Here is a 22,681-nt window from a genome sequence, read left to right as displayed (position 1 = left end):
TTTGTTATTGATTGGCGACAGCGGTGCGGCCGAACACGGGACGCTTGCGGTCAAATTTCCAGCCGGGGATCAGATACTGCATCGGCGCCGCGTCATTACGCGCCCCCCCCGGCAGCGCCTTATAGGCTTGATGGGCTTTTTGCACCTGCTCCCAGTCCAGCTCGATACCCAGGCCAGGCGCATCCGGTACGGCAATCTTGCCGTTCTCAATTTGCAGCGGATTTTTGGTCAGACGACAGTCGCCTTCCTGCCAAATCCAGTGGGTATCGATAGCCGTCGGATTGCCCGGCGCGGCGGCGCCGACGTGAGTAAACATCGCCAGTGAAATATCGAAGTGATTGTTCGAGTGGCAGCCCCATGTCAGCCCCCAGTCATCACACAGCTGGGCGACTCGCACCGCGCCGGAGAGCGTCCAGAAGTGCGGATCGGCTAATGGAATGTCTACCGCGTTGAGCATCACCGCGTGCCCCATTTCCCGCCAGTTGGTGGCAATCATATTGGTGGCGACCGGTAGCCCGGTGGCGCGACGAAATTCCGCCATCACCTCCCGCCCGGAGAAGCCCTGCTCGGCGCCGCACGGATCTTCCGCATAGGTCAACACATCCTGCAGGCCCTTGCACAGTTCAATCGCCTCATCCAGCAGCCAGGCGCCGTTCGGATCGACGGTAATTCGCGCGTCCGGGAAACGTTTCTTCAGCGCGCGAGCGGTGTCAATTTCCTGCTCGCCCGGCAATACGCCGCCCTTAAGTTTGAAGTCTTTAAAGCCGTAGCGATCCTGCGCGGCCTCGGCAAGACGCACCACGGCGTCACTGTTCAGCGCTTCCTGATGGCGCAGGCGATACCACTCATGATGCCCTGGGGTACTGTCCAGATAAGGCAGGTCCGTTTTATTGCGATCGCCGATATAGAAGAGATAGCCCAGCACGGTAACCGCATCACGCTGTTTACCCGGCCCCCAGCAGTTCGCAAACCGGGACATTGAGCGCTTTGCCTAGCAGATCCAGCAGCGCGGCCTCCAGCGCCGCCACCGCGTTGACCCGCAGCTCAAAGGTCCAGGCGCCTTTACCAAAGGTGTCGAAATCCGCCGCCTGATTACCTTTGTGAACCTGTTGAACCACCTTATTCAGGCGCGCAATCTCCTGCCCCAGCACCTGCGGAATGGCATCGACCAGCGTCTGATAAATCACCTCTCCGCCGGGCGCCTCGCCGATGCCGGTATTGCCCGCACTGTCGGTCAGAACCACGATATTGCGGGTAAACCAGGCACTATGCGCCCCGCCGATGTTCAACAGCATGCTGTCGTGGCCGGCCACCGGGATAACTTTCATATCGGTGATAACGGGTGTGGATTGAGTACTCATCATTAACGCTCCGTAACAGGTTTCAGTTCAATGCGTTTGATATCGCCCACCAGCACCAGATAGCTCAGTACCGCTACCAGCGCATGCACCCCGACGTAAATCAGCGCGCCGTTGAATGACCCCGTGGTCCCGACGATGTAACCAATCGCAATCGGCGTGACGATGCCGGAGATATTGCCGAACATATTGAACAGGCCGCCCGACAGGCCGCTGATCTCTTTCGGCGCGGTATCGGCCATCACCGCCCAGCCCAGCGCGCCAATCCCTTTGCCGAAGAAGGCCAGCGCCATGAAGCCGATAATCATCCACTCAACGTTAACGTAGTTACAGAACACCATAACCATCGACATCAGCATGCCTGCCACAATCGGGGTTTTACGGGCAATATTGAGCGAGCCAGTACGGCGCATTAGCCAGTCGGAGATAATCCCACCCAGTACTCCGCCGGCAAAACCGCAGATTGCCGGCACCGAGGCGACAAACCCGGCTTTCAGAATCGACATGCCGCGCGCCTGCACCAGATAGACCGGGAACCAGGTGATAAAGAAGTAGGTCAAGGCGTTGATGCAGTACTGACCAATGTAGATCCCGACCATCATGCGCGAACCGATCAGCTGTTTAATCTGGCCCCATTTTTCACTGAACGGCACCTTCTGCACGCTTTTCTTCTGATCCATGTTGATCAGCGCACCGCCTTCGGCAATGTACTCCAGCTCTTTCTTGTTCACGCCGGGATGCTGATTCGGTTCATGGATGACTTTAAGCCATACAAAACTGATGATAATCCCCAGCCCACCCATAAAGAAGAAGACGTGCGACCAGCCCACTTCATGGGTTAACCAGCCCATGATGGGCGCGAAGATAACGGTGGCAAAGTATTGCGCGGAGTTGAATATCGCCACCGCGGTTCCCCTTTCCTGCGCCGGGAACCAGGCCGCTACGATGCGACTGTTGCCAGGAAACGAAGGCGCTTCCGCCAGCCCGACCAGAAATCGCAGGGTAAACAGCGCGATAATAATACCGAAGCCGCTAAAGATATCGACGAAGCCCTGTAACAGGGTAAACATCGACCAGATGAAGATAGACCAAAAATAGACCCGTTTTGAACCGAAACGGTCAAGCAACCATCCGCCGGGGATCTGACCAATAACGTAGGCCCATGAGAACGCGGAAAAAACGTAGCCCATGCCCACCGCGTCCAGGCCAATATCTTTGGCCATTTCCGAACCGGCTATCGATAGCGTTGCGCGGTCACCGTAGTTGAAAGATGTGACGATAAACAGCATCACCACAATCCAGTAGCGGGCATTGGTGCGTTTTTCCGCGCCGCTCGCCGCCTGACTTAATGTACTCATTGTTGCACTCCTGAATCATAGCCGTTAGCTACGTTCATTCTGAATGGCACAACCTGTAGGGTAGTCAGAATGACGCGTTTGAGTTTTTCATTGTTTTCGTTATATCTGGCGTGCTGCCTTTTTAACTGGCAGGGAAAGTATAAAAAGAGGACCTGACCGGCTCACCGTGCATACACACAGCTTTAGCGGAGATTTAGAAATAGATTTATGGCTTATGCCTGACTGGATGGGGGGTAGTTCACGGAAATGAAAAGCTGGCGCGAGGAACAGCGGAAATGGCGGGACAAACAGCAGGAGTGTGAAACGTCTCTCTTGACCCGGTGGAAAGCACCGGAAAAAACCGTGTAAGATGAAGGGTTGTAGGGCAAATGCCTGAAGCCTGGGCCAGGCAGAGTTGATAAACTCTCTTCGATCGTTTATCTGGCACTGGTATCGATAAGGAACGCCCTCTACGTAGGGAGAGGGCGCAACTTTTAGCTAATGTATTTGTTTATTCGAGCAGAGTCGCCCACTGTTCAACCCATGGGTTCGACACGCTCTCGGGTTCAGGGTCTTCGCTGGCATCGATCATAAGCATGTCGCCGATACGTCTGGCGCCCTGCTCCTGCAGCAAGGCATCGAACGTCTTACCGCCGCCGCAAAAATTCGCGTAGGTGCTATCGCCAAGAGCGATAATCCCGTAGCGCAGGTGCGGCTGATACATGTCTTTCATCCCTTCATACAGCGGGACGATGCTGTCCGGCAGATCGCCCTGACCGGTGGTGGAGGTGACTACCAGCACATATTTGCCGCTATACGGCTCCCAGTCCTGAATCTCCGGGTCTTCGAACACCTTTGCTTTATGCCCCAGACCACTCAGAATGGCTTCAGCCTCTTCGGCTACCAGCAGCGCGTTTCCATACATCGTGCCTACAAAAATACCGATATCTGCCATGATTATCTCCCTGAATTGACCTCAATCTCTTCATCCTGACCGCTGTCGTCAGCAAACTCAACCCTTTCATTTAGCGGCAGAAGACCGCGCCAGCCAAACTGCGACAGCGCCCGCATCCAGACGTCGTCCAGGCCCGCACGGATAGCCAACGGCTCGCCGGTAAAGGGATGCGTTAACGATAGCTGGCTGGCGTGAAGCATCAAGCGGTCAACGGAAAAATGCTCTGCGGCGCTACGGTTTTGTCGCAGATCGCCATGTTTACTGTCGCCGATAATCGGGTGACGTAAATGCGAAAGATGGCGGCGCAGCTGGTGTTTACGTCCGGTTTTGGGCTCCAGCTCAACCAGGCTGTAGCGCGTTGTCGGATAACGTCCGGTCGCCACCGGCATTTCGACTGTCGCCATTCCGCGATAGTGCGTGACCGCCGGCTGAGGCTCTTTATCGTCGCGGGCAAATTTATCAGCGATCTTATCCAGCTCTTCGACCAGCGGATAATCCAGTACCGCTTCGTCGGTCAGCCAACCGCGCACCACCGCGTGGTAGCGCTTTTGCATCTGATGCTGTTCAAACTGCTGAGACAGGCGCCTTCCCGCTTCGCTCGACAGCCCCATCAGCAGGACACCCGATGTCGGGCGGTCAAGGCGATGGGCGGTAAACACGTGCTGACCAATCTGGTCGCGTACGGTTTGCATCACCACCACTTTTTCATCGCGGTCCAGCCAGCTGCGATGAACCAGCCAGCCGGAGGGTTTGTTCACCGCCACCAGCCATTCATCCTGATAGATAATCTCCAGCATCAGGCGTCATCACCGGCAAACAGCGTATCCAGCAGCAGCAGCTCCGCCAGCACCCGCTCGCGCAGCGGATGTGCGGCATCGAGAGCCATTTCATAATAGGGCGCGACGGCGAAATTCTGCGGCAAGGGCTGCTCGCTATCGAGTAAGTGATGCATACGAGGAATCAGGACCCACTGCAGCCACTCCAGCGGTTCAAGCGTGTCCATACAGAAAGGCTGTTGGCTGGCAAACGCGCGACTTTCCGGCGCATTGTCTTGCCAGTGGTCCGTTTCGCGCAGCAGCGCTTCAAGGGCGTGCAAACGCTCGCGCACGCTATGGTGAAGAGTCATGGGAAACCTCGATGAGTTGTAAACCGGACGCAGGATAGCAAATACAGCAGCGAAAACTACTCAAAATCATAGCGCCGTCTCCCCTCCAGTCATGACCATGGGTGTGCAGCCATGCGCCAGAGTGGTATGGGCCAGACACATTGCCCCAGCCTGACCTGAAGCACGACCCAGGCGATTTGGCCTTCGTTCAAATGCCCCAGCCAAAGGTAATGCGATAAAAAGAGGCATAAAAAAAGGGAGCACTGTATAAACAGTGCTCCCGGTTCGTTTCGCAGCAATCCAGCTACATTGGTGCTCCCTGCTCGTCCATGAAAACTTTTCCTGAGGTCTCCTGACCATGTTCATCCGTAAACCTGTGCATCCTGCTTCCACACCACCCCGATGTGAAATCACTTATCCTTAAGTCTGTCCCGATCTTCCTGATCCACCGTTCATCATGAGCGGCTCACGTTCTCCATCCTGGAGGTGTCCTTTACGCGTTCCTGCGTTATCCTGCGCTTCATCCTGAAGCCTGTCCTTGCAACGCCTTCCCGGCGGGTCCTGCATGAAGAGTCATCATCCTGATGTTCACTTCATTTCGCGACTCCCTGTCGACACACATAGGATCACTGATTCCGCTTCGTCTTACAAGCCTTCTTAAGAGAATCTCTTAAGGTTAATCCCTGGTCAAACAGGCAAAAAGAAGAATAACTCACTGAATTATATTGACTTACAAGAAATAAAGCCGCGAAAAATTGGCTTAAATGATGACGATCTCTTACAGGTCTTGTAAGAGATCTCTCACAAACGGGTGGGAAAAATGGATTACAGCACCGGATCAAGCTGCTCAAGGAAGCTTGCCAGAGAAGGCGAAAGGATTGTCCGTTTACGCGTGCCGAGCGTCTCTTTGAGCACTTCGCCGCTCAGGTTGCACACCGAAATGACCTCCAGCTCGCTCTCAAGCGTGGCGATAAAAAGTGTTGGCGACAGCTTCAGCCGTTTTTGCACCACCAGGTGACCGATTAAATTCTCCTGCACGCGCCGGAAGTCATCCGGACTCCAGGTTTGCAGCAGCAGCATCGTCTCACCAGCAAAGCGCGCGGCCATATCGCCGGCGAACTGAGTGGTATAATAACTATGAATCGGCTGTTGTATCACAATATCCAGTGCCCGTTCAACCGCGCTGATATTTTGTTCTGCGCTAAAGGGCTGCGGCTGCCAGAAAACGGCGTCGTCGTCCGTCGCGCTGATACAGGGTGACGGCACGCCATAAAGCTCTTCGCTACGCGGCAGGCTGCCGCGCTGCTGCTGCCAGGCAGCGCAATAACGTTGGGTGAAGGCTTGCAGCGCTTCTGCGGTTTGATAGTCCACCGGTTTCTCTCTTCACGTCAGACAGGATACACTTGGCGTATAGTGTACCCGCTTTACTATGGTGAAACATGTCTTCTTACGATAATCATCAGGCGCTTGCCGGCCTGACGCTCGGTAAATCAACCGATTACCGCGATACTTACGATGCCTCGCTGCTACAGGGCGTACCGCGCAGCCTGAACCGCGATCCGCTGGGCCTGCACGCGGACAATCTGCCTTTTCACGGCGGTGATATCTGGACGCTGTACGAACTCTCCTGGCTCAACGCTAAAGGACTACCGCAGGTCGCCGTAGGCCATGTTGAACTCAATGACACAACCGTGAACCTGGTAGAGTCGAAGAGCTTTAAGCTCTATCTCAATAGCTTTAACCAGACCCGCTTCGCCGACTGGCAGGAGGTCGAGGCGACGCTGGCGCGCGATCTCAGCGCCTGCGCGGAGGGGGAAGTTAAAGTGTCGTTGTATCGTCTTGATGAACTCGAAGGCCAGCCGGTAGCACATCTGCACGGCGCCTGTATCGACGATCAGGATATTGAAATCGATAACTACCAGTTCAGCGCCGACTATCTGCAGGATGCCGCAAGCGGCAAAGTCGTCGAGGAGACGCTGGTCAGCCATCTGCTGAAGTCCAACTGCCTGATCACCCATCAGCCGGACTGGGGTTCGGTGCAAATTCAGTATCGCGGCGCCAAAATCGATCGCGAAAAACTGCTGCGCTACCTGGTGTCGTTCCGCCACCACAACGAATTCCACGAGCAGTGCGTAGAGCGCATCTTCAACGATATTCTGCGTTTCTGCCAGCCGGAAGCCCTTTCCGTTTATGCGCGCTACACGCGACGCGGCGGTCTGGACATCAACCCGTGGCGCAGCAACACCGATTTTGTTCCGGCCATCGGTCGCCTCGCTCGTCAATAGTCAACATTTTCACAATTTGCGTGCGTTAACCCGCGCGCAAGGTTGTGAAAACGCCATCAGCAAGGCTATTGTAATCACAGGAAGACGATAATCGTCCTGTAAGGAGTTCACTTGATTACACATGTTAGCCCGCTTGGTTCAATGGATATGCTGTCACAGCTGGAAGTGGATATGCTTAAACGCACCGCCAGCAGTGACCTCTATCAACTCTTTCGTAACTGCTCGCTTGCTGTACTCAACTCGGGGAGCCTGACCGATAACAGCAAGGAGCTGCTGTCTCGTTTTGAAAACTTCGATATCAACGTGCTGCGTCGTGAACGCGGCGTGAAGCTGGAACTGATCAATCCCCCGGAAGAGGCCTTCGTTGACGGGCGTATTATCCGTTCCCTGCAGGCCAACCTGTTCGCCGTGCTGCGCGATATCCTGTTCGTTTACGGGCAGATTCACAACACCGTGCGCTTCCCGAATCTCGATCTTGAAAGCTCGGTGCATATCACCAACCTGGTGTTCTCTATTCTGCGTAACGCCCGTGCGCTGCACGTCGGCGAAGCGCCGAATATGATTGTCTGCTGGGGCGGCCACTCGATTAACGAAAACGAATATCTGTACGCCCGTCGCGTCGGGACCCAGCTGGGTCTGCGCGAACTGAATATCTGCACCGGCTGCGGTCCGGGTGCGATGGAAGCGCCGATGAAAGGCGCCGCGGTCGGCCACGCCCAGCAGCGTTACAAAGACAGCCGCTTTATCGGCATGACCGAGCCATCAATTATTGCCGCCGAACCGCCTAACCCGCTGGTTAACGAGCTGCTGATCATGCCGGATATCGAAAAACGTCTTGAGGCGTTTGTCCGTATCGCCCACGGCATTATTATCTTCCCGGGCGGCGTCGGCACCGCGGAAGAGCTGCTTTATCTGCTGGGGATTTTAATGCACCCGGCCAACACATCGCAGGTCCTGCCGCTGATCCTCACCGGTCCGAAAGAGAGCGCCGACTATTTCCGCGTGCTGGATGAGTTCATCGTCCATACGCTGGGCGAGTCGGCGCGTCGCCACTATCGCATCATTATCGACGACGCCAGCGAAGTGGCGCGCCAGATGAAGAAAGCGATGCCGCTGGTGAAAGAGAGTCGCCGGGAAACCGACGATGCCTACAGCTTTAACTGGTCGATTCGTATCACCCCGGATCTGCAAATGCCCTTCGACCCGACACATGAAAACATGGCCAACCTCAAGCTTTATCCCGATCAGCCGGTCGAGATGCTGGCGGCAGACCTGCGGCGCGCGTTCTCCGGTATCGTGGCCGGCAACGTCAAAGAGGTGGGTATCCAGGCGATTGAAAAATTCGGTCCTTACAAGCTGCACGGCGATCCGCAGATGATGCGTCGGATGGACGATCTGCTGCAGGGTTTCGTCGCCCAGCACCGCATGAAGCTTCCGGGCGGCACTGCGTATATTCCTTGCTACGAAATCTGTTCCTGATAGCTAATCTGTCATTCCGGGTTACGGCGCGTGCTGCCGTAATCCGCTTTCCCCCTCTTCCCGTATTAACCTCCTTTAACCTCCTTTGACCTCTCTTAACCTCTCTTAACCTCTCTTAACCTCTTTTAAACTTCTCAGGCCCGCTTTCCCAATAATTCATTTATTTTAAGAATGCTTTGTAACATTTTAACAAAAGCCAATCGTTTGCGTTTCCATAAGAAGCAATAAATATCACTGATAAAAAGGCATTTAAGCGCGAAAACATCGTCAGTATCTCATTTTTACAGTAAAAACATCGTTATTAAGCCTGCCTTCTTTTATCTCATATCCTGTAAATGGTAGCCTTCGCGCCACAAATACCTGGCTGATCACCAGAAACAGACTGTTGAACTAAAAATACCCACCTCGAAAGTGGATTATTGCAATTGGGATCGCGATCACTGATGCATTTACCAGATAAATGTATCTTTCCGCCCCACTTGTTGCGGAGAAAATCATTAAAAAACCGTAATCAAACACATTTAATATTACTTAATTGATTTTAATCATTATATTTGGTCGCTTCCTCCAGGAGATACAGATGGAAACCACTCAAACCAGCACTATCGTATCGGGCGAAACCCGTAGCGGATGGCGCAAAACAGATACCATGTGGATGCTGGGACTGTACGGTACGGCAATCGGTGCGGGCGTGTTGTTCCTGCCGATTAATGCCGGCGTCGGCGGGATGATCCCCCTGATCATCATGGCAATTCTTGCTTTCCCGATGACCTTTTTCGCCCACCGCGGAATGACCCGTTTTGTCCTTTCCGGTAAAAATCCGGGTGAAGACATCACGGAAGTGGTAGAAGAGCACTTCGGTGTCGGCGCAGGTAAACTGATTACTCTGCTCTACTTCTTCGCCATCTACCCGATTCTGCTGGTTTATAGCGTGGCTATCACCAATACCGTCGAAAGCTTTATGACCCACCAGCTGCAGATGACCGCGCCGCCGCGTGCGATCCTGTCGCTGATTCTGATTGTGGGCATGATGACCATCGTGCGTTTCGGCGAGCAGATGATTGTTAAAGCGATGAGTATTCTGGTGTTCCCGTTCGTTATCGCTCTGATGATCCTCGCACTGTACCTGATTCCTCAGTGGAACGGCGCGGCGCTGGAAACCCTCTCCCTGAACAGCGCTACCTTTACCGGTAATGGTCTGTGGATGACTCTCTGGCTGGCGATTCCGGTAATGGTGTTCTCCTTTAACCACTCGCCGATCATCTCCTCCTTCGCCGTGGCGAAGCGTGAAGAGTACGGTCAGGGCGCAGAGAAGAAGTGCTCCAGCATCCTGGCTCGCGCTCATATCATGATGGTATTGACCGTGATGTTCTTCGTCTTCAGCTGCGTACTGAGCCTGTCTCCGGCCGATCTGGCAGAAGCAAAAGCGCAGAACATCTCGATTCTGTCTTACCTGGCGAACCACTTTAACGCACCGGTCATTGCCTGGATGGCGCCGATCATCGCGATGATCGCCATCACCAAATCCTTCCTCGGCCACTACCTGGGCGCACGTGAAGGCTTTAACGGCATGGTGATTAAATCCCTGCGTGGTAAAGGCAAATCCATCGAAATCAATAAACTGAACAAAATCACGGCGCTGTTCATGCTGGTGACCACCTGGATTGTGGCCACGCTGAACCCAAGCATTCTCGGGATGATCGAAACCCTCGGCGGCCCGATTATCGCGATGATTCTGTTCCTGATGCCGATGTATGCCATCCAGAAAGTCCCGGCCATGCGCAAATACAGCGGCCACATCAGCAACGTCTTCGTGGTGATTATGGGCCTGATTGCTATCTCCGCGATTTTCTACTCTCTGTTCAGCTAATCTCTCCCCCGCGCCGCCAGCAGGCGGCGCGCTCCCCGACAGTACTGGATGCAACATGATCAGCGTATTCGATATTTTTAAAATCGGCATTGGCCCTTCCAGCTCCCATACCGTTGGACCAATGAAAGCGGGCAAGCAGTTCACGGACGATCTTATCGCGCGCGGGCTGCTTGCCAACGTCACCAAAGTCGTTGTCGACGTTTACGGCTCCCTTTCCCTCACCGGTAAAGGCCACCATACCGACATCGCCATTATTATGGGTCTTGCGGGCAACCTGCCTGACAGCGTTGATATCGACGCCATCCCGGCATTCATTCAGGACGTCAACACCCACGGCCGCCTGATGCTGGCGAACGGCCAGCAGGAAGTTGAATTCCCGGTCGACCAGTGCATGAATTTCCATGCCGACAACCTGTCGCTGCATGAGAACGGTATGCGCATTACCGCCCTGGGCGGCGACAAGGTGCTCTACACCCAGACTTATTACTCCATCGGCGGCGGGTTTATTGTCGATGAAGAACATTTCGGCCTGACCAATGAAGCGCCGCCGGTGGTGCCTTATCCGTACAAAAATGCGGCCGACCTGCAAAGACACTGCCGCGAAAGCGGGCTCTCGCTTTCCGGCCTGATGATGCAAAACGAACTGGCATTGCACAGCAAAGAGCAGCTGGAGCAGCACTTCGCCGCCGTCTGGGAAGTGATGAGCAGCGGTATTGAGCGCGGCATCACCACCGAAGGCGTACTGCCGGGCAAGCTGCGGGTTCCGCGTCGTGCCGCCGCCCTGCGCCGGATGCTGGTTAGCCAGGACAATACCAACAGCGACCCGATGGCGGTGGTTGACTGGATCAACATGTTTGCCCTGGCGGTCAACGAAGAGAACGCCGCCGGTGGACGCGTGGTGACTGCGCCCACCAACGGCGCCTGCGGCATCGTGCCGGCGGTACTGGCCTATTACGACAAGTTTATCCGCAAGGTGAATGCTAATTCGCTGGCGCGTTACCTGCTGGTAACCAGCGCGATCGGCTCGCTGTATAAGATGAACGCCTCGATTTCCGGCGCCGAAGTCGGTTGCCAGGGCGAAGTCGGCGTGGCCTGTTCGATGGCGGCGGCCGGTCTCACCGAGCTGCTGGGCGGTAGCCCGGGTCAGGTGTGCATCGCGGCAGAGATCGGTATGGAACACAACCTCGGTCTGACCTGCGATCCGGTTGCCGGCCAGGTACAGGTTCCCTGCATCGAACGTAACGCCATCGCCGCCGTCAAAGCGGTCAATGCCGCGCGAATGGCGCTGCGCCGCACCAGCGAACCGCGCGTGTGTCTCGATAAGGTCATCGAAACCATGTATGAAACGGGCAAAGATATGAACGCCAAATACCGCGAAACCTCGCGCGGCGGCCTGGCAATGAAAATCGTCGCCTGCGATTAACGATACCTGCCCGGCAGCCGATTCTGCCGGGCAGCTTCCCCGCAATCTCTTCTCCCTCGCCAGACATTTCAGTTATATCAATTACAATTTAGTTATTTATTGGTTATAAGGACAATTTGTTACCTTACGGCAAACCGCCAAAGGAGAACACATTATGTCCAAAAGGTTGCATCTGGCCGCGCTGCCGCTGCTGCTCGGGCTGTCTGCGTCCGCGCTGGCTCAGGCGCCGGAAACCGTCAACATTGGCTATCAGAAGGCCAATATCTTCGCCCTGCTCAAATACCGCGGTTCCCTCGATGAGACCTTCAAAAAACAGGGCATCGCCGTGCGCTGGGTGGAATTCCCGGCCGGCCCGCAGATGCTGGAAGGTCTGAACGTCGGCAGTATCGACCTGGCGGCCACCGGCGATGCGCCGCCGGCCTTTGCCCAGGCCGCTCAGGCGGATCTGGTCTACCTCGCGCACTCACCGGCCAACCCCAAAACTGAAGCGATCGTGGTGCCGGAAAACTCAACGATTCACAACGTGGCCGATCTGAAAGGCAAGCGCGTGGGGCTGAATAAAGGCTCCGACGTCAACTACCTGCTGGTGGCCGCGCTGGCAAAAGCCGGGCTGAGCTATAAAGATATCACCCCGGTCTATCTGCCCCCGGCCGATGCCCGCGCCGCCTTCCAGCGAGGCGCCATTGATGCCTGGGTTATCTGGGATCCGTACCTTGCCGAAGTCGAAACCAACGCGAAGGCGCGGCAGATCAGCAACGCCGAAGGGCTGGTGCCGCATTACACCTTCTACCTCGCCAGCCGCAAATTTGCCGAAAACCACCCGGATACGGCAAAACAGGTGGTGGATGAGTTAAGTCAGCTAAGCGACTGGGCGAACGCCCATCAGGACGATGCCGCCGGGATCCTCGCCACGTCAACCGGGCTGGATAAGGCTATCTGGTTGAAAGCGCTTGCCCGCCTGCCCTATGGCGCCGAACGCATGACGCCTGCGGTCTATAACGAGCAGCAGGCGCTGGCGGATACCTTCACCCGTATCGGCCTGCTGCCGGTGAAGGTGGACGTGCGCAGCGCCACCTGGTCGCAGGATAAATAACCGTTGTCGGCGACGGGCCTCCCCGTCGCCTTCTCTCTTTTTAGCCCTGCGCCTTTTCGCCATCGCCAATCTGCCAGATAAAGGTCGGCGCCTCGCCGTTGACCAGCCAGTTGCCAATATTGCGCGCTTTGTAGATAACCGGGTTATGCGAGGCCACCGTGCGCGCGTTGCGCCAGTGCCTGTCGAGCGCCTTACCCGCCCGGGTGTCCGACGCGCCGAGGGCGTTAAACAGCTCGGTCGCCGCACGCGGCACCCACTCGCTGGCAACCACCTGCGCCTGCGCCGCTTCGACTTCCGCCAGCCGATTGCGCTGTTCAATCAGCGCTTCATCGCCGCTGGCATGAACGACATAGGCCTGCTGTAAAGACTCCGCCGCCTGCAGCACCGCCGCGCGGGTCGCCCACGCCCAGCTGCTGATTTGCCCCACCACCTGCAGGACCTGCGCATCCTCACGCGGGACCGCGGCGTTGCCATGGCTGTACATGCGGGTGCGTTTTTTCACCCCCTCGGCGGCATCGCGTTCCACCGCCAGGCCGATCCCCGCCAGCGTCGCCAGTAAGATATGCTGATAGAAGGCGGTCTGATACCGAAAGCGTTCAGCAAAATCATAGACATGTTCCTGCTCAACCTGTGCCTGCTTAAAGCGGGTGGTACCGCTGCCGGTCAGACGCTGACCAAAGCCATCCCAGTCGTCTTCGCGTTCCACCGCGCTCTGCCGGGTGCTGACCAGCGCAATAACGTCGCCCTGGTTGTCGCTGCGGCGGGCAAAGACATCAATCCAGTCGGCGTACAGCGTCCCGGTGCTGTAAAACTTCTCGCCGTTTAACCGCCAGCCGCGATCGTCCGGCGTCACCTGGGTAATCACCTCCCCAAGCTTGACCCCGCCGGTTTCGGTCCAGCCGCTGCCCACCAGCTCCCCGTCGAGAAAACGTTGCAACCAGCGATCGCGCTGCGCGGAGTCGGGCTGATTCAGGCGATCTTCAACAAAGGCAAAATGGGCGCGCAGCGCCTGCGGCAGGTTGGAGTCGGCCTGGGCCAGCTCAATCAGCAGGGCAATCAGCTGCGGCAGCGACGCGCCCCAGCCGCCCTTTTCCCGCGGAATGCGAACCGTGCCGAACCCCGCTTCCTTCAGCCAGCGAATCTGCTCGTCGGGCAAAATACGGTGCTGTTCGCGGTTCGCGGCTCCCTGCGCAATGCGCGAGAAAATCGGCCGGAAAGCCGCGGCCAGCTGTTCATAATCGGTACCGGTAGAGAGTAATGTCATCATCTGTTCCTTAATGGTGGCTGTCGTCAATATCGTGACGCGTCGGCTCGTGGCGGACCGCAAGCAGGAAGAAAATCGGAATAATGGCGGCCAGCGACACCACCCAGAACATCTGAGTGCCGAGGGAGGCCTGCAGCAGCGGCAGCACGAACAGCGCCAGCGCGCTGCCGATACCGGAGAGCGCCCGGCTGAAGCCGACGCCGGTGGCGCGAATCGCGGTAGGATAGGAAAGCGCCGGATAGATCATCAGCTGCGCGCCGGGGCCGAAGCCCTCGGCAAACAGCCACAGGCCGAGCATCGCGATCGCCAGCACGACCCCGACGGTGGCCTGCGGCTGGCCGACCAGCGCAAGGACGATCAGGGCGATAAACTGCAGCGCGAAGCCGGCAATCGCCACGTGGCGCGACGGGTATTTCCACGCCAGATGCATCCCCAGCAGCCCGCCGGTAAAGGCAAACAGCGCATTCAGCCCCAGCGAGGCGGAGATGGTTTCAAACACCCCGGCCCCGAGAAACCGGGCGAGGATCGACGGCAGGAAAAAGGCGATGGCGGTGTACTCAAAGGAGATACAAATATTCATCACCCCGGCGACGATGGTGCGCTCGCGATACGGCTTTTCAAACAGCACGCGGAAGCTCACTTTCGGCGGCGGCGCGGGACGTTCGGTCGGCGCTTCATGGGCGACAATGCCGTATGAGTCGCGCAGAATGCGCACCGCCGAAGTCAGGTCCCCCTGGTTTGCCGCCCACAGCGGCGATTCATTCATAAATTTACTGCGCACGGCGATAATCAGCAGCGCCGGGACGGCGCCAAACAGCAGCGAGGCGCGCCACAGCCAGTCGAGGTGCGCCTGCGGCAGCAGGAAATAGAGACCGAAGATAATCAGGAAGCAGACCGTCGAGGCGGCGTACCACATCGGGCACCAGGCGGCGAGGCGCGCGGCCTTATTGCCTTTGCCGGTAAAACGGGAAAACTCAGCGAGGTAGGACATGGCGACCGGCAAATCGATACCGACGCCGATCCCCATCAGGAAGCGCGCGCCGATCAGCACCCAGACGTTGGGGGCCAGACCTGCGGCAATGGCCGAGACGACGAAAAACAGCATGTCGGCCATAAACACCGAATAGCGGCCATATTTATCCGTCAGCCAGCCGCCGATTAAGTTGCCGATAATGGTGCCAACCATAATGGATGAGGTGACCAGCCCGGTCAGCAGCGGCGAGAGCTGGAATTCACGCACCACATCGTCGATGCCGTAGGAGAGCGTGGTTAAATCATAGGCGTCGAGAAAGACGCCGCCAAGAGCGAGGAAGACAATCATCCGCGCATATTTAGCCTGATCCTTGCCCGAATTGATCAACCGCGCCACATCCCCGACGCTACTCACCGGTGCGGAGGCCACGCCGGGATTATCAACAGACAGCGTACTCATGTTTTCACCTTATTATGTTGTGCAGGTGATCGCAGTTATAGGCCGCCCGCTGATAAAGTGGAACCAACAAATACGCATATAAAAATCAATATATTCAATAAGTTAATTAAATAAAACGTCAAAATCAGGACGCGCTTTCGCCCGTCCTGCGAGATCGATCATCAGCGCAGATTATTCCGCGGAAACCGGCACCAGTACGTCTTTCACCAGCGGGTCGTCGGTGGTTTTCAACCAGCTCTGAATGCGCGGGTCGGAAAATGCCTGCTGCAATTTAACGATATTCTCCTGTGACAGATAAGGCGTCCCGATAACCAACTGCGACGCAAAAGTCCGCGGCGCCGGCGGGAATAAGATCCCCTTATCGCGCGATACTTTCCCGGCATCAAACTGCGAGACATAGCCGATGGCCGCGTCCACCGAATTGAGCGCCCGCGGCATGGTTAACAAGTCCAGCTCTTTGAAATTAAACTGATGCGGGTTGCCGACGATATTTTTCAGCTTTGCCGTACGCGGCTCCACCTTCGGGTCGAGCGTAATCAGGCCAATGCGCTGCAGCAGCCACAGCGCCTGCCCCTGGTTGGCACCGTCATCTGGCACCACGATCGTCGCGCCGTTCGGCAGATCCTTGACCGATGTATAGCGATCGGAGTAAATCCCAAAGGCCCACTGGAATACCGGTACCGTGGTTGAAAGCGCGAAGCCATTGGCGTCCACCACCTGCTTCAGCCACCATTGATGCTGATAGATGGTTCCGGCGTATTCCCCTTGCGCCACCGCCCGGTCCGCCTGCACCGGATCCTGCACGCCCACCGCCTCCAGCTTCAGGCCATAATCCGGCGCAATATTCTGGCCGATGTACTCGATAATTCGCTGTTCGCCGGCCATCGCCGGTTCATAATGGATTTTCAGGGTGGAGCCAAACACCACCTGCTGCGACCGGGCCTCTCCCCGCCACCACCAAAAGGCGACGGCCAGCGCCACAATCACCACCAGCGCCGCCAGCCACGGCCAGCGGCGGGCCTTACGTAACTCAAATTGTTCTGTTGTCATGAAGCGATCCCCTGCGTGTGGCGAAGTTTGTTGACCAGACGGTCACCGAAAAATTGAATCAGCTGAATCGTGGCGATCAGCGCGATAATGGTGGCGATCATGATGTGGTTGTCGAAGCGCTGGTAGCCGTACACCACCGCCAGATAGCCGATGCCTCCCGCGCCGATGGTGCCGGCAATCGCGGAATATTCGATCATTGAGACCAGATTGAGCGTCACCGCCGCCACTAACGCCGGCAGGGCTTCGCTCAGCTGGGCGCTGCGGATGATCTGCCAGCGCGAGCCGCCGCACACCATCCCCACGGCGGTCACTTCCGCCGGCAGTTCGCGCAGCGCGTTTTCCACCAGCCGGCCAAAAAACGGCACCCCGGCGGCGATCATTGGCACCACCGCGGCAGGAATGCCGATCGTTGTCCCGGTGAGCCAGAAGGTGAAGGGAATAATCGCCGCCATCAGCACCAGAAACGGCAGAGAGCGCCCCATATTCATCACCCAGTTCAACACCCGGTACAGCGCGGCATGCGGGAATAATCCGCGCGCTGAGGCATTGAATAGCACCACCCCGACCACACCGCCCAGCGTCACCACAAACAGCATCACGATGGCCACCATCAGCCAGGTCTCAGCGTAGGCGGGCAGCAGCAGCGTATGGATCTCGCTCCAGGGAGTATCCTGACTGATTACCGTCGGCTTCATACCGCCTCCTTGAGTTCCGGCGCGTCGTCAAGGACCTCCGCCGCGATACCGAGCTGGGCCAGCAGCGCCAGCACCCGCGACGGCGGCAGACGCTCACCCTGGAACCGCACCCCCACCTGTAGCCTTCCCGCCAGCCGGCCGTTGATCACCTCAACGTGGCCGCCGAGCAGATCGATCTGCAGCGCAAACTGCTGGCTCAGGCGGCTGATCCAGTCGGTCGCCACCGGGACATCCCAGCGATAGCTCAGGCGCAGCAGCAGGTCGCTGTGAGCCGCGACCGGAGAGAGCGGCAGCAGCTGCTGGCCCAGCAGTGAATCCGGGCGCGCCAACAGCTCTTTCACCTGACCGAATTGCACAATTGCGCCATCGCGAATTTCTGCCACCGCATCCGCCGCCGCGCGGACCGCATCCATCTCGTGGGTGATCAGCACGATCGCCAGACGGTATTCATCGCGCAGACGTTTGAGCAAATTCAGCACCGTTGCGGTAGCCTGCGGATCCAGCCCCGAAGTCGCTTCATCCGCCAGCAGCACCGACGGGCGTAGCGCCAGCGCACGCGCAATACCAATCCGCTGACGCTGGCCGCCGGAAAGCTGGGCCGGCCAGGCATCCGCCTTATGGCTCAACCCGACGCTTTCCAGCAGTTCGCCGACGCGGGCTTTAATATCGCGCTCGACAACCCCGAGATATTCCAGCGGCAGGGCGATATTTTGCCAGGCCGTTTTACGACTGAGCAGCGCGGAGGACTGAAAAACGGTACCGATCGTGCGCCGCTCGCGACGCAGCGCCTCGCCGCTGAGCAACGACAGGTCGTTGCCGTTCACCCGAATACTGCCGCTGTCGGGGCGCTCCAGCAGGCTGATAAGGCGCGCGAGGGTCGATTTTCCCGCACCGCTCGGCCCCACGACCGCGGTGATGGAGCGGGTCGGTACCCGCAGCGACAGCCCTTTCAGCACCTCGCTGACCCGCCCGTCCGCCGCGCGGTAGCTTTTATGCAGGTTATCTATCTCGATCATGTCACCTTCTCCCCTGCCGCGACGTCGATGCGGGCGCCGCGACGATACCCCGCCCCCGGATGCGGCGCGACCAGACGCGGCCCGGCGCCGAACAGTTTTTCGCGCAGGGTGCCTTCGCGATACTCCTGCTTAAAGACGCCGCGTTTTTGCAGTTCGGGAATGAGCAGATCCACGACATCGCGGAAGGTTTCATGGGTGACGGCATACGCCAGGTTGAAACCGTCAACATCGGTCTCCTCAACCCATGACTGCAGCTCATCGGCGACGGTTTGCGCACTGCCGACAATCAGCGGGCCGAAGCCGCCAATGCCGACCCAGTCGGCCAGCGCCTGTACCGTCCACTGGCGATCGGGATCGGCGGTGGAAAAGGCTTCAACCGCCGACTGAATCGCGTTGGTATGCAGGTATTTCAGCACCTGATCCGGCTGATACTGGCCGAAGTCGATCCCGGTCCAGCCGGAGATCAGCGCCAGCGCCCCTTCATAGCTGACGTACGATTTATACTCCTGCCATTTGGCCTGCGCCTCGCGGTCGGTTTCGCCGACGATGACCGTTTGCAGGTTGAAAATCAGAATGCTGCGCGGGTCGCGTCCGGCTTCGGCGGCGCGGCGGCGAATATCCGCCACCGTCTTTTTGAGCAGCACTTTCGACGGCGCGGCGACAAAAACGCACTCGGCGTGACCGGCGGCAAACTGTTTACCGCGGCTGGAGGCACCGGCCTGATAAAGCACCGGCGTGCGCTGCGGCGACGGTTCGCAGAGGTGGATCCCCGGCACGGTGAAGAAGTTACCCTGATGATTGATCGGATGAATTTTTTGCGGATCGCTGAAGATCCCGCGCTCGCGATCGCGCAGCACCGCGCCATCTTCCCAGCTCCCTTCCAGCAGCTTATAAACCACGTCGAGATACTCATCGGCGTAGTCATAGCGCGCATCGTGATCGGTCTGCGCCTGATGGCCAATGTTGCGCGCCCCGCTTTCCAGATACGAGGTGACGATGTTCCAGCCCACCCGGCCCTTGGTCAGATGATCGAGGGTTGAGAGACGGCGGGCAAACGGGTACGGATGCTCAAACGACAGTGACGCGGTCAGGCCAAAGCCCAGATGCTCCGTCACCAGCGCCATCGGGGTAATCAACGCCAGCGGATCGTTCACCGGCACCTGCGTCGCCTGGCGAATCGCCGCGTCGCCGTTGCCGTTCAGCACGTCGTAGATGCCCAGCACGTCGGCAATAAACAGGCCGTCGAACTTACCGCGCTCCAGCAAACGCGCCAGGTCAACCCAGTAATCCAGGTCCTTATACTGCCAGGAGCGGTCGCGCGGATGGGTCCACAGCCCCGGCGACTGGTGACCGACGCAGTTCATATCAAAAGCATTCAGGCGAATTTCACGTTGTGATGACATAGCGCTCTCCACGGTGCATTCCGTCAACGGAACGCACGCTTAACACATCAAGGAATAAGGGGAATGGGGGGGTTAGATCGTGGGACATCGGGCGGATTGCCCAATCCCCAGCGCCTGTAAAGCTTCAGCGGCGACGGCGGCGGCATGATCGGCCACCTGCGGCAGCCCCATCAGTTCGCCAAAATAGCCGCGAGCCGCCGGGCCAGAGATCAGCAGGTTGGGTATCGCACGCCCGTCGCGGCCAATCGCCCGGGAATGAGCATCCACGTCCAGCCCAAGACCCAGCTTATCGGCGCGAATCAGACCACGACGGGCCAGTTCGCGCAGCAGCGGCTGGCTGTCGATCAGCCCGCCGTGGGCCGGGCCGGTGGTCAGAATCAGGTGGTCGACGGTCAGCGCAATGCGCTCGCCCGCGCGAGGCGCCAGGGTGAGGCTCAGCGTACGGGAATCGCCTTCCAGCGCCGTCAGCCGTGCAGCCAGCACCTGCAGGCTCCCCTCGCGCTGCCGTTGCTCGAGCACCTCGGCAATCTGCGGCGCAATGCGATAACGATGCACATCCCAGTAGCGCCGCAGATGACGCTGGAAACGCTGGCGGTCGGCAAACGTCAGCGCCTGCCAGATGCTCTGACCCTGATGACGCACCGCATCCAGCACCACCTGCCAGGGAAGCCCCTGCTCCGCGGCACGCCTGATATCGCTGCGAACCTGCCGCAGCCGCTGGCGCAGCGTGCCGTGGCGATACTCGCCCGGCCATTGCGCCGCCGCGCTGCTGACGTTCCCGCGGGACAACAGGCCGTGGCGGGAAAAGGCGGTAATCGGCCCACGGTGGCCGAGCCGGGATAAGGTGGCGATGCAATCCGCCATTGTCAGCCCGGTTCCCATCACCGCCACCCGCGCGTCCGGGGCGATCGCCGTAAGGCTGTCCGCACGCCACGGGTTGGCAATCAGCGCCGGATGGTCATGAAAAGGCGCCGCCAGCCGCGGCAGCGCCGGCGGCGGATGGCTCACCGCCAGGATCAGCAGATCGCTTTGCAGCCGACGACCGCTCTCGGTCGTGATACCGCTTTCGTCAAAGGTCAGCGCCTGTTCGCGCAGGTGAACCAGTCGCCCGGCGCTCACCCGTACCGCCTCGGCAAAACGCTGACTGACGTAGCGCCCGAACTGGCCGCGCTGGGGGTACAGCGAGCCATCTTCACGCCACGCCTGCGGATCGTCGGCAAAAGCAGGTTGACTACGGTACCAGCGGTCAAAAGCACCCTCCTCCTCACCGGCCAACTGCATCCGCGAGGCGGGCACGTTGATGCGGTGGCTGGGTTCGGCGGTGGAATAGGCCACGCCGGCCCCGGGCACGGCGCGCGGCTCCAGCAGTGTCACCCGTACTCCTTCCGGCATCAGGTCAAGCAGATGAATAGCCACCGCCGCGCCGCTAAAGCCGCCGCCGACGATCGTGATATGAGGTTCAGCTGGCATAGGCCACCGCCTTATGAAAGAAGAAGCGAAACATTGCGACCTCCGCTCAGCTGGCGCTGACCTGTTTTACCGGGCGCTTATCGCCGCCGATGGTTTCCCCGAACGGCCCGGTATTAACGCCGCGCGCTTTTGGCTGGGCGTTGCTGGCCAGCGGCAGCAGCGGCATCACCAGCTCGGCAAAGCGGTGCGCCTCTTCCAGATGCGGGTAACCGGAGAAGATAAAGTTGGTGATCCCCAGCGCCTGATATTCACGGATGCGCTCCGCCACCTGCTGCGGATTGCCGACCAGCGCCGTCCCCGCCCCGCCGCGTACCAGCCCGACGCCGGCCCACAGGTTTGGCGCAATTCGCAGATTGTCGCGCGAGCCGTTGTGCAGAGCGCTCATCCGCGCCTGGCCTGCGGAATCCATGCGCGAGAAGATCTTCTGCGCCTGAGCAATGGTGTCATCATCCAGGTGGGCAATCAGTCGGTCGGCGGCGGCCCAGGCCTCCTCTTCCGTTTCACGGACGATCACATGCAGGCGAATACCGTATTGCAGGATACGCCCGCGCGCCGCAGCGCGTTCACGAACGATAGCCAGCTTCTCCGCCACCAGCGCCGGCGGCTCTCCCCAGGTCAGGTAGCTGTCGATTTGCTCAGCGGCGACGTCGATGGCCTCCTCCGAAGAGCCGCCAAAGTACAGCGGCGGGCCGTTTTCCTGCACCGGCGGAAACAGCACTTCCGCCCCTTCAACGTGAATATGCTCCCCGTAATAGTCCACCTTTTCGCCTTTCAGCAAACGAGAGTAGACATCGAGAAATTCGCGGGTCACCTGGTAGCGTTCACTGTGGTTGAGGAAGATCCCATCGCCTTTGTTCTCCACCGGATCGCCGCCGGTCACCACGTTGATCAGCAGCCGCCCCTCCGACAGCCGGTCGAGGGTGGCCGCCATCCGCGCCGCCAGCGTCGGCGGCTGTAAACCCGGACGCACCGCCACCAGATAGCGCAGGCGGCGGGTTAACGGCGCCAGCGCCGACGCCACCAGCCAGGAGTCCTCGCAGCTTTTTCCGGTCGGAATCAGCACGCCGTAGTAGCCGAGGCTATCGGCGGCCAGCGCGACCTGCTGGAGATAAGGCAAATCCACCGGGCGACCGCCTTCGGTGGTCCCGAGATAACGGCCGTCACCGTGGGTGGGCAAGAACCAGAACACATTGATCGTATCGCTCGCTTTCTGCGTCATTATCCATTTCCTATATAACCATATTCGATATTCATCGAAGAGATGTTTTAATTTGGTTATATGAGTGTTAGCGATAATCATGCCAAAGGTGAATAAAAAATTAATTCAATAAAATCAGTTAATTACAATTTCACCCTACCCATTTTGCTGTTGCAAATACGCCAGTTCATGTGCGCCCGCTGTTGAGTTTGCAACAGCCTGACGTCGCGACCCTCTGGTTTCTGTCG

At 58.3% G+C, this 22,681-nt stretch carries 18 protein-coding genes and 1 pseudogene; 5 read left to right on the top strand and 14 right to left on the bottom strand.

Features of this window, described 5'->3' with window-relative positions:
* Positions 1 to 4: 4 nt before the first annotated feature.
* The 6 genes and pseudogenes from AC007G_RS07120 to syd form a co-directional block, all read right to left on the bottom strand.
* Positions 5 to 1,361 (bottom strand): annotated as a pseudogene (locus AC007G_RS07120) (enolase C-terminal domain-like protein).
* 2 nt (positions 1,362 to 1,363) lie between these two features.
* On the bottom strand, positions 1,364 to 2,716 hold the full coding sequence (gene gudP, locus AC007G_RS07115; RefSeq protein ID WP_032690945.1) for a galactarate/glucarate/glycerate transporter GudP: 1,353 nt from the start codon (positions 2,714 to 2,716) through the stop codon (positions 1,364 to 1,366).
* Between the two features lie 490 nt (positions 2,717 to 3,206).
* Positions 3,207 to 3,650, bottom strand: coding sequence for a flavodoxin (locus AC007G_RS07110; RefSeq protein ID WP_032690944.1), 444 nt, complete (start codon positions 3,648 to 3,650; stop codon positions 3,207 to 3,209).
* A 2-nt stretch (positions 3,651 to 3,652) separates the two neighbouring features.
* Positions 3,653 to 4,447: a tRNA pseudouridine(65) synthase TruC gene (gene truC, locus AC007G_RS07105; protein WP_032690943.1), complete on the bottom strand. Its 795-nt coding sequence runs from the start codon at positions 4,445 to 4,447 to the stop codon at positions 3,653 to 3,655.
* Positions 4,447 to 4,776, bottom strand: coding sequence for a YqcC family protein (locus tag AC007G_RS07100; RefSeq protein WP_032690942.1), 330 nt, complete (start codon positions 4,774 to 4,776; stop codon positions 4,447 to 4,449). The genes truC and AC007G_RS07100 overlap by 1 nt, the downstream gene beginning before the upstream one ends.
* An 804-nt stretch (positions 4,777 to 5,580) precedes the next feature.
* A complete protein-coding gene (gene syd / locus AC007G_RS07095) occupies positions 5,581 to 6,126 on the bottom strand; it encodes a SecY-interacting protein (protein ID WP_032696751.1) in 546 nt (181 codons plus the stop codon).
* Between the two features lie 68 nt (positions 6,127 to 6,194).
* Between syd and queF the strand changes: the two genes are divergently transcribed.
* The 5 genes from queF (at position 6,195) to AC007G_RS07070 (ending at position 12,905) form a co-directional block, all read left to right on the top strand.
* Complete coding sequence (queF, locus tag AC007G_RS07090) at positions 6,195 to 7,040, top strand: NADPH-dependent 7-cyano-7-deazaguanine reductase QueF (RefSeq protein ID WP_032690940.1); 846 nt, start codon at positions 6,195 to 6,197, stop codon at positions 7,038 to 7,040.
* A gap of 111 nt (positions 7,041 to 7,151) precedes the next feature.
* Positions 7,152 to 8,519: a nucleotide 5'-monophosphate nucleosidase PpnN gene (gene ppnN / locus AC007G_RS07085; protein WP_004867006.1), complete on the top strand. Its 1,368-nt coding sequence runs from the start codon at positions 7,152 to 7,154 to the stop codon at positions 8,517 to 8,519.
* 580 nt (positions 8,520 to 9,099) lie between these two features.
* On the top strand, positions 9,100 to 10,389 hold the full coding sequence (locus AC007G_RS07080) for an HAAAP family serine/threonine permease (RefSeq protein WP_032690939.1): 1,290 nt from the start codon (positions 9,100 to 9,102) through the stop codon (positions 10,387 to 10,389).
* 55 nt (positions 10,390 to 10,444) lie between these two features.
* Positions 10,445 to 11,812: an L-serine ammonia-lyase gene (locus AC007G_RS07075; protein ID WP_032690938.1), complete on the top strand. Its 1,368-nt coding sequence runs from the start codon at positions 10,445 to 10,447 to the stop codon at positions 11,810 to 11,812.
* A 154-nt stretch (positions 11,813 to 11,966) separates the two neighbouring features.
* Positions 11,967 to 12,905 (top strand): aliphatic sulfonate ABC transporter substrate-binding protein, encoded by a 939-nt coding sequence (locus tag AC007G_RS07070; protein ID WP_142629827.1) that lies wholly within the window; start codon positions 11,967 to 11,969, stop codon positions 12,903 to 12,905.
* A 40-nt stretch (positions 12,906 to 12,945) separates the two neighbouring features.
* On the opposite strand, the gene AC007G_RS07065 is transcribed toward AC007G_RS07070, so the two are convergent.
* From AC007G_RS07065 to ssuD, 8 genes are all read right to left on the bottom strand, one after another.
* Positions 12,946 to 14,169, bottom strand: a complete 1,224-nt coding sequence (locus AC007G_RS07065) for an acyl-CoA dehydrogenase family protein (RefSeq protein WP_032696749.1) — start codon at positions 14,167 to 14,169, stop codon at positions 12,946 to 12,948.
* A 10-nt stretch (positions 14,170 to 14,179) separates the two neighbouring features.
* Positions 14,180 to 15,601 carry an MFS transporter gene (locus AC007G_RS07060; RefSeq protein WP_046853509.1) on the bottom strand — a complete coding sequence of 474 codons (1,422 nt, stop codon included), beginning with the start codon at positions 15,599 to 15,601 and terminating at the stop codon, positions 14,180 to 14,182.
* Between the two features lie 171 nt (positions 15,602 to 15,772).
* A complete protein-coding gene (locus tag AC007G_RS07055; protein WP_142629830.1) occupies positions 15,773 to 16,651 on the bottom strand; it encodes a MetQ/NlpA family ABC transporter substrate-binding protein in 879 nt (292 codons plus the stop codon).
* Entirely contained in the window at positions 16,648 to 17,346 is a 699-nt protein-coding gene (locus AC007G_RS07050; RefSeq protein ID WP_142629832.1) for a methionine ABC transporter permease, read from the bottom strand. Before AC007G_RS07050 ends, AC007G_RS07055 begins: the two co-directional genes overlap by 4 nt.
* Complete coding sequence (locus AC007G_RS07045) at positions 17,343 to 18,362, bottom strand: methionine ABC transporter ATP-binding protein (RefSeq protein WP_032696746.1); 1,020 nt, start codon at positions 18,360 to 18,362, stop codon at positions 17,343 to 17,345. The genes AC007G_RS07050 and AC007G_RS07045 overlap by 4 nt, the downstream gene beginning before the upstream one ends.
* Positions 18,359 to 19,765, bottom strand: a complete 1,407-nt coding sequence (locus AC007G_RS07040) for an LLM class flavin-dependent oxidoreductase (RefSeq protein WP_032690931.1) — start codon at positions 19,763 to 19,765, stop codon at positions 18,359 to 18,361. The genes AC007G_RS07045 and AC007G_RS07040 overlap by 4 nt, the downstream gene beginning before the upstream one ends.
* A gap of 72 nt (positions 19,766 to 19,837) precedes the next feature.
* Complete coding sequence (locus tag AC007G_RS07035; RefSeq protein WP_136894199.1) at positions 19,838 to 21,235, bottom strand: FAD/NAD(P)-binding protein; 1,398 nt, start codon at positions 21,233 to 21,235, stop codon at positions 19,838 to 19,840.
* 46 nt (positions 21,236 to 21,281) lie between these two features.
* Complete coding sequence (gene ssuD / locus AC007G_RS07030) at positions 21,282 to 22,454, bottom strand: FMNH2-dependent alkanesulfonate monooxygenase (protein WP_479466576.1); 1,173 nt, start codon at positions 22,452 to 22,454, stop codon at positions 21,282 to 21,284.
* Between the last annotated feature and the right edge of the window lie 227 nt (positions 22,455 to 22,681).

The organism is Klebsiella sp. CSG-1 (genome assembly GCF_056521145.1).
Note: the sequence above shows the minus strand (reverse complement) of the source record. Positions and strands in the feature narration are given on the sequence as shown.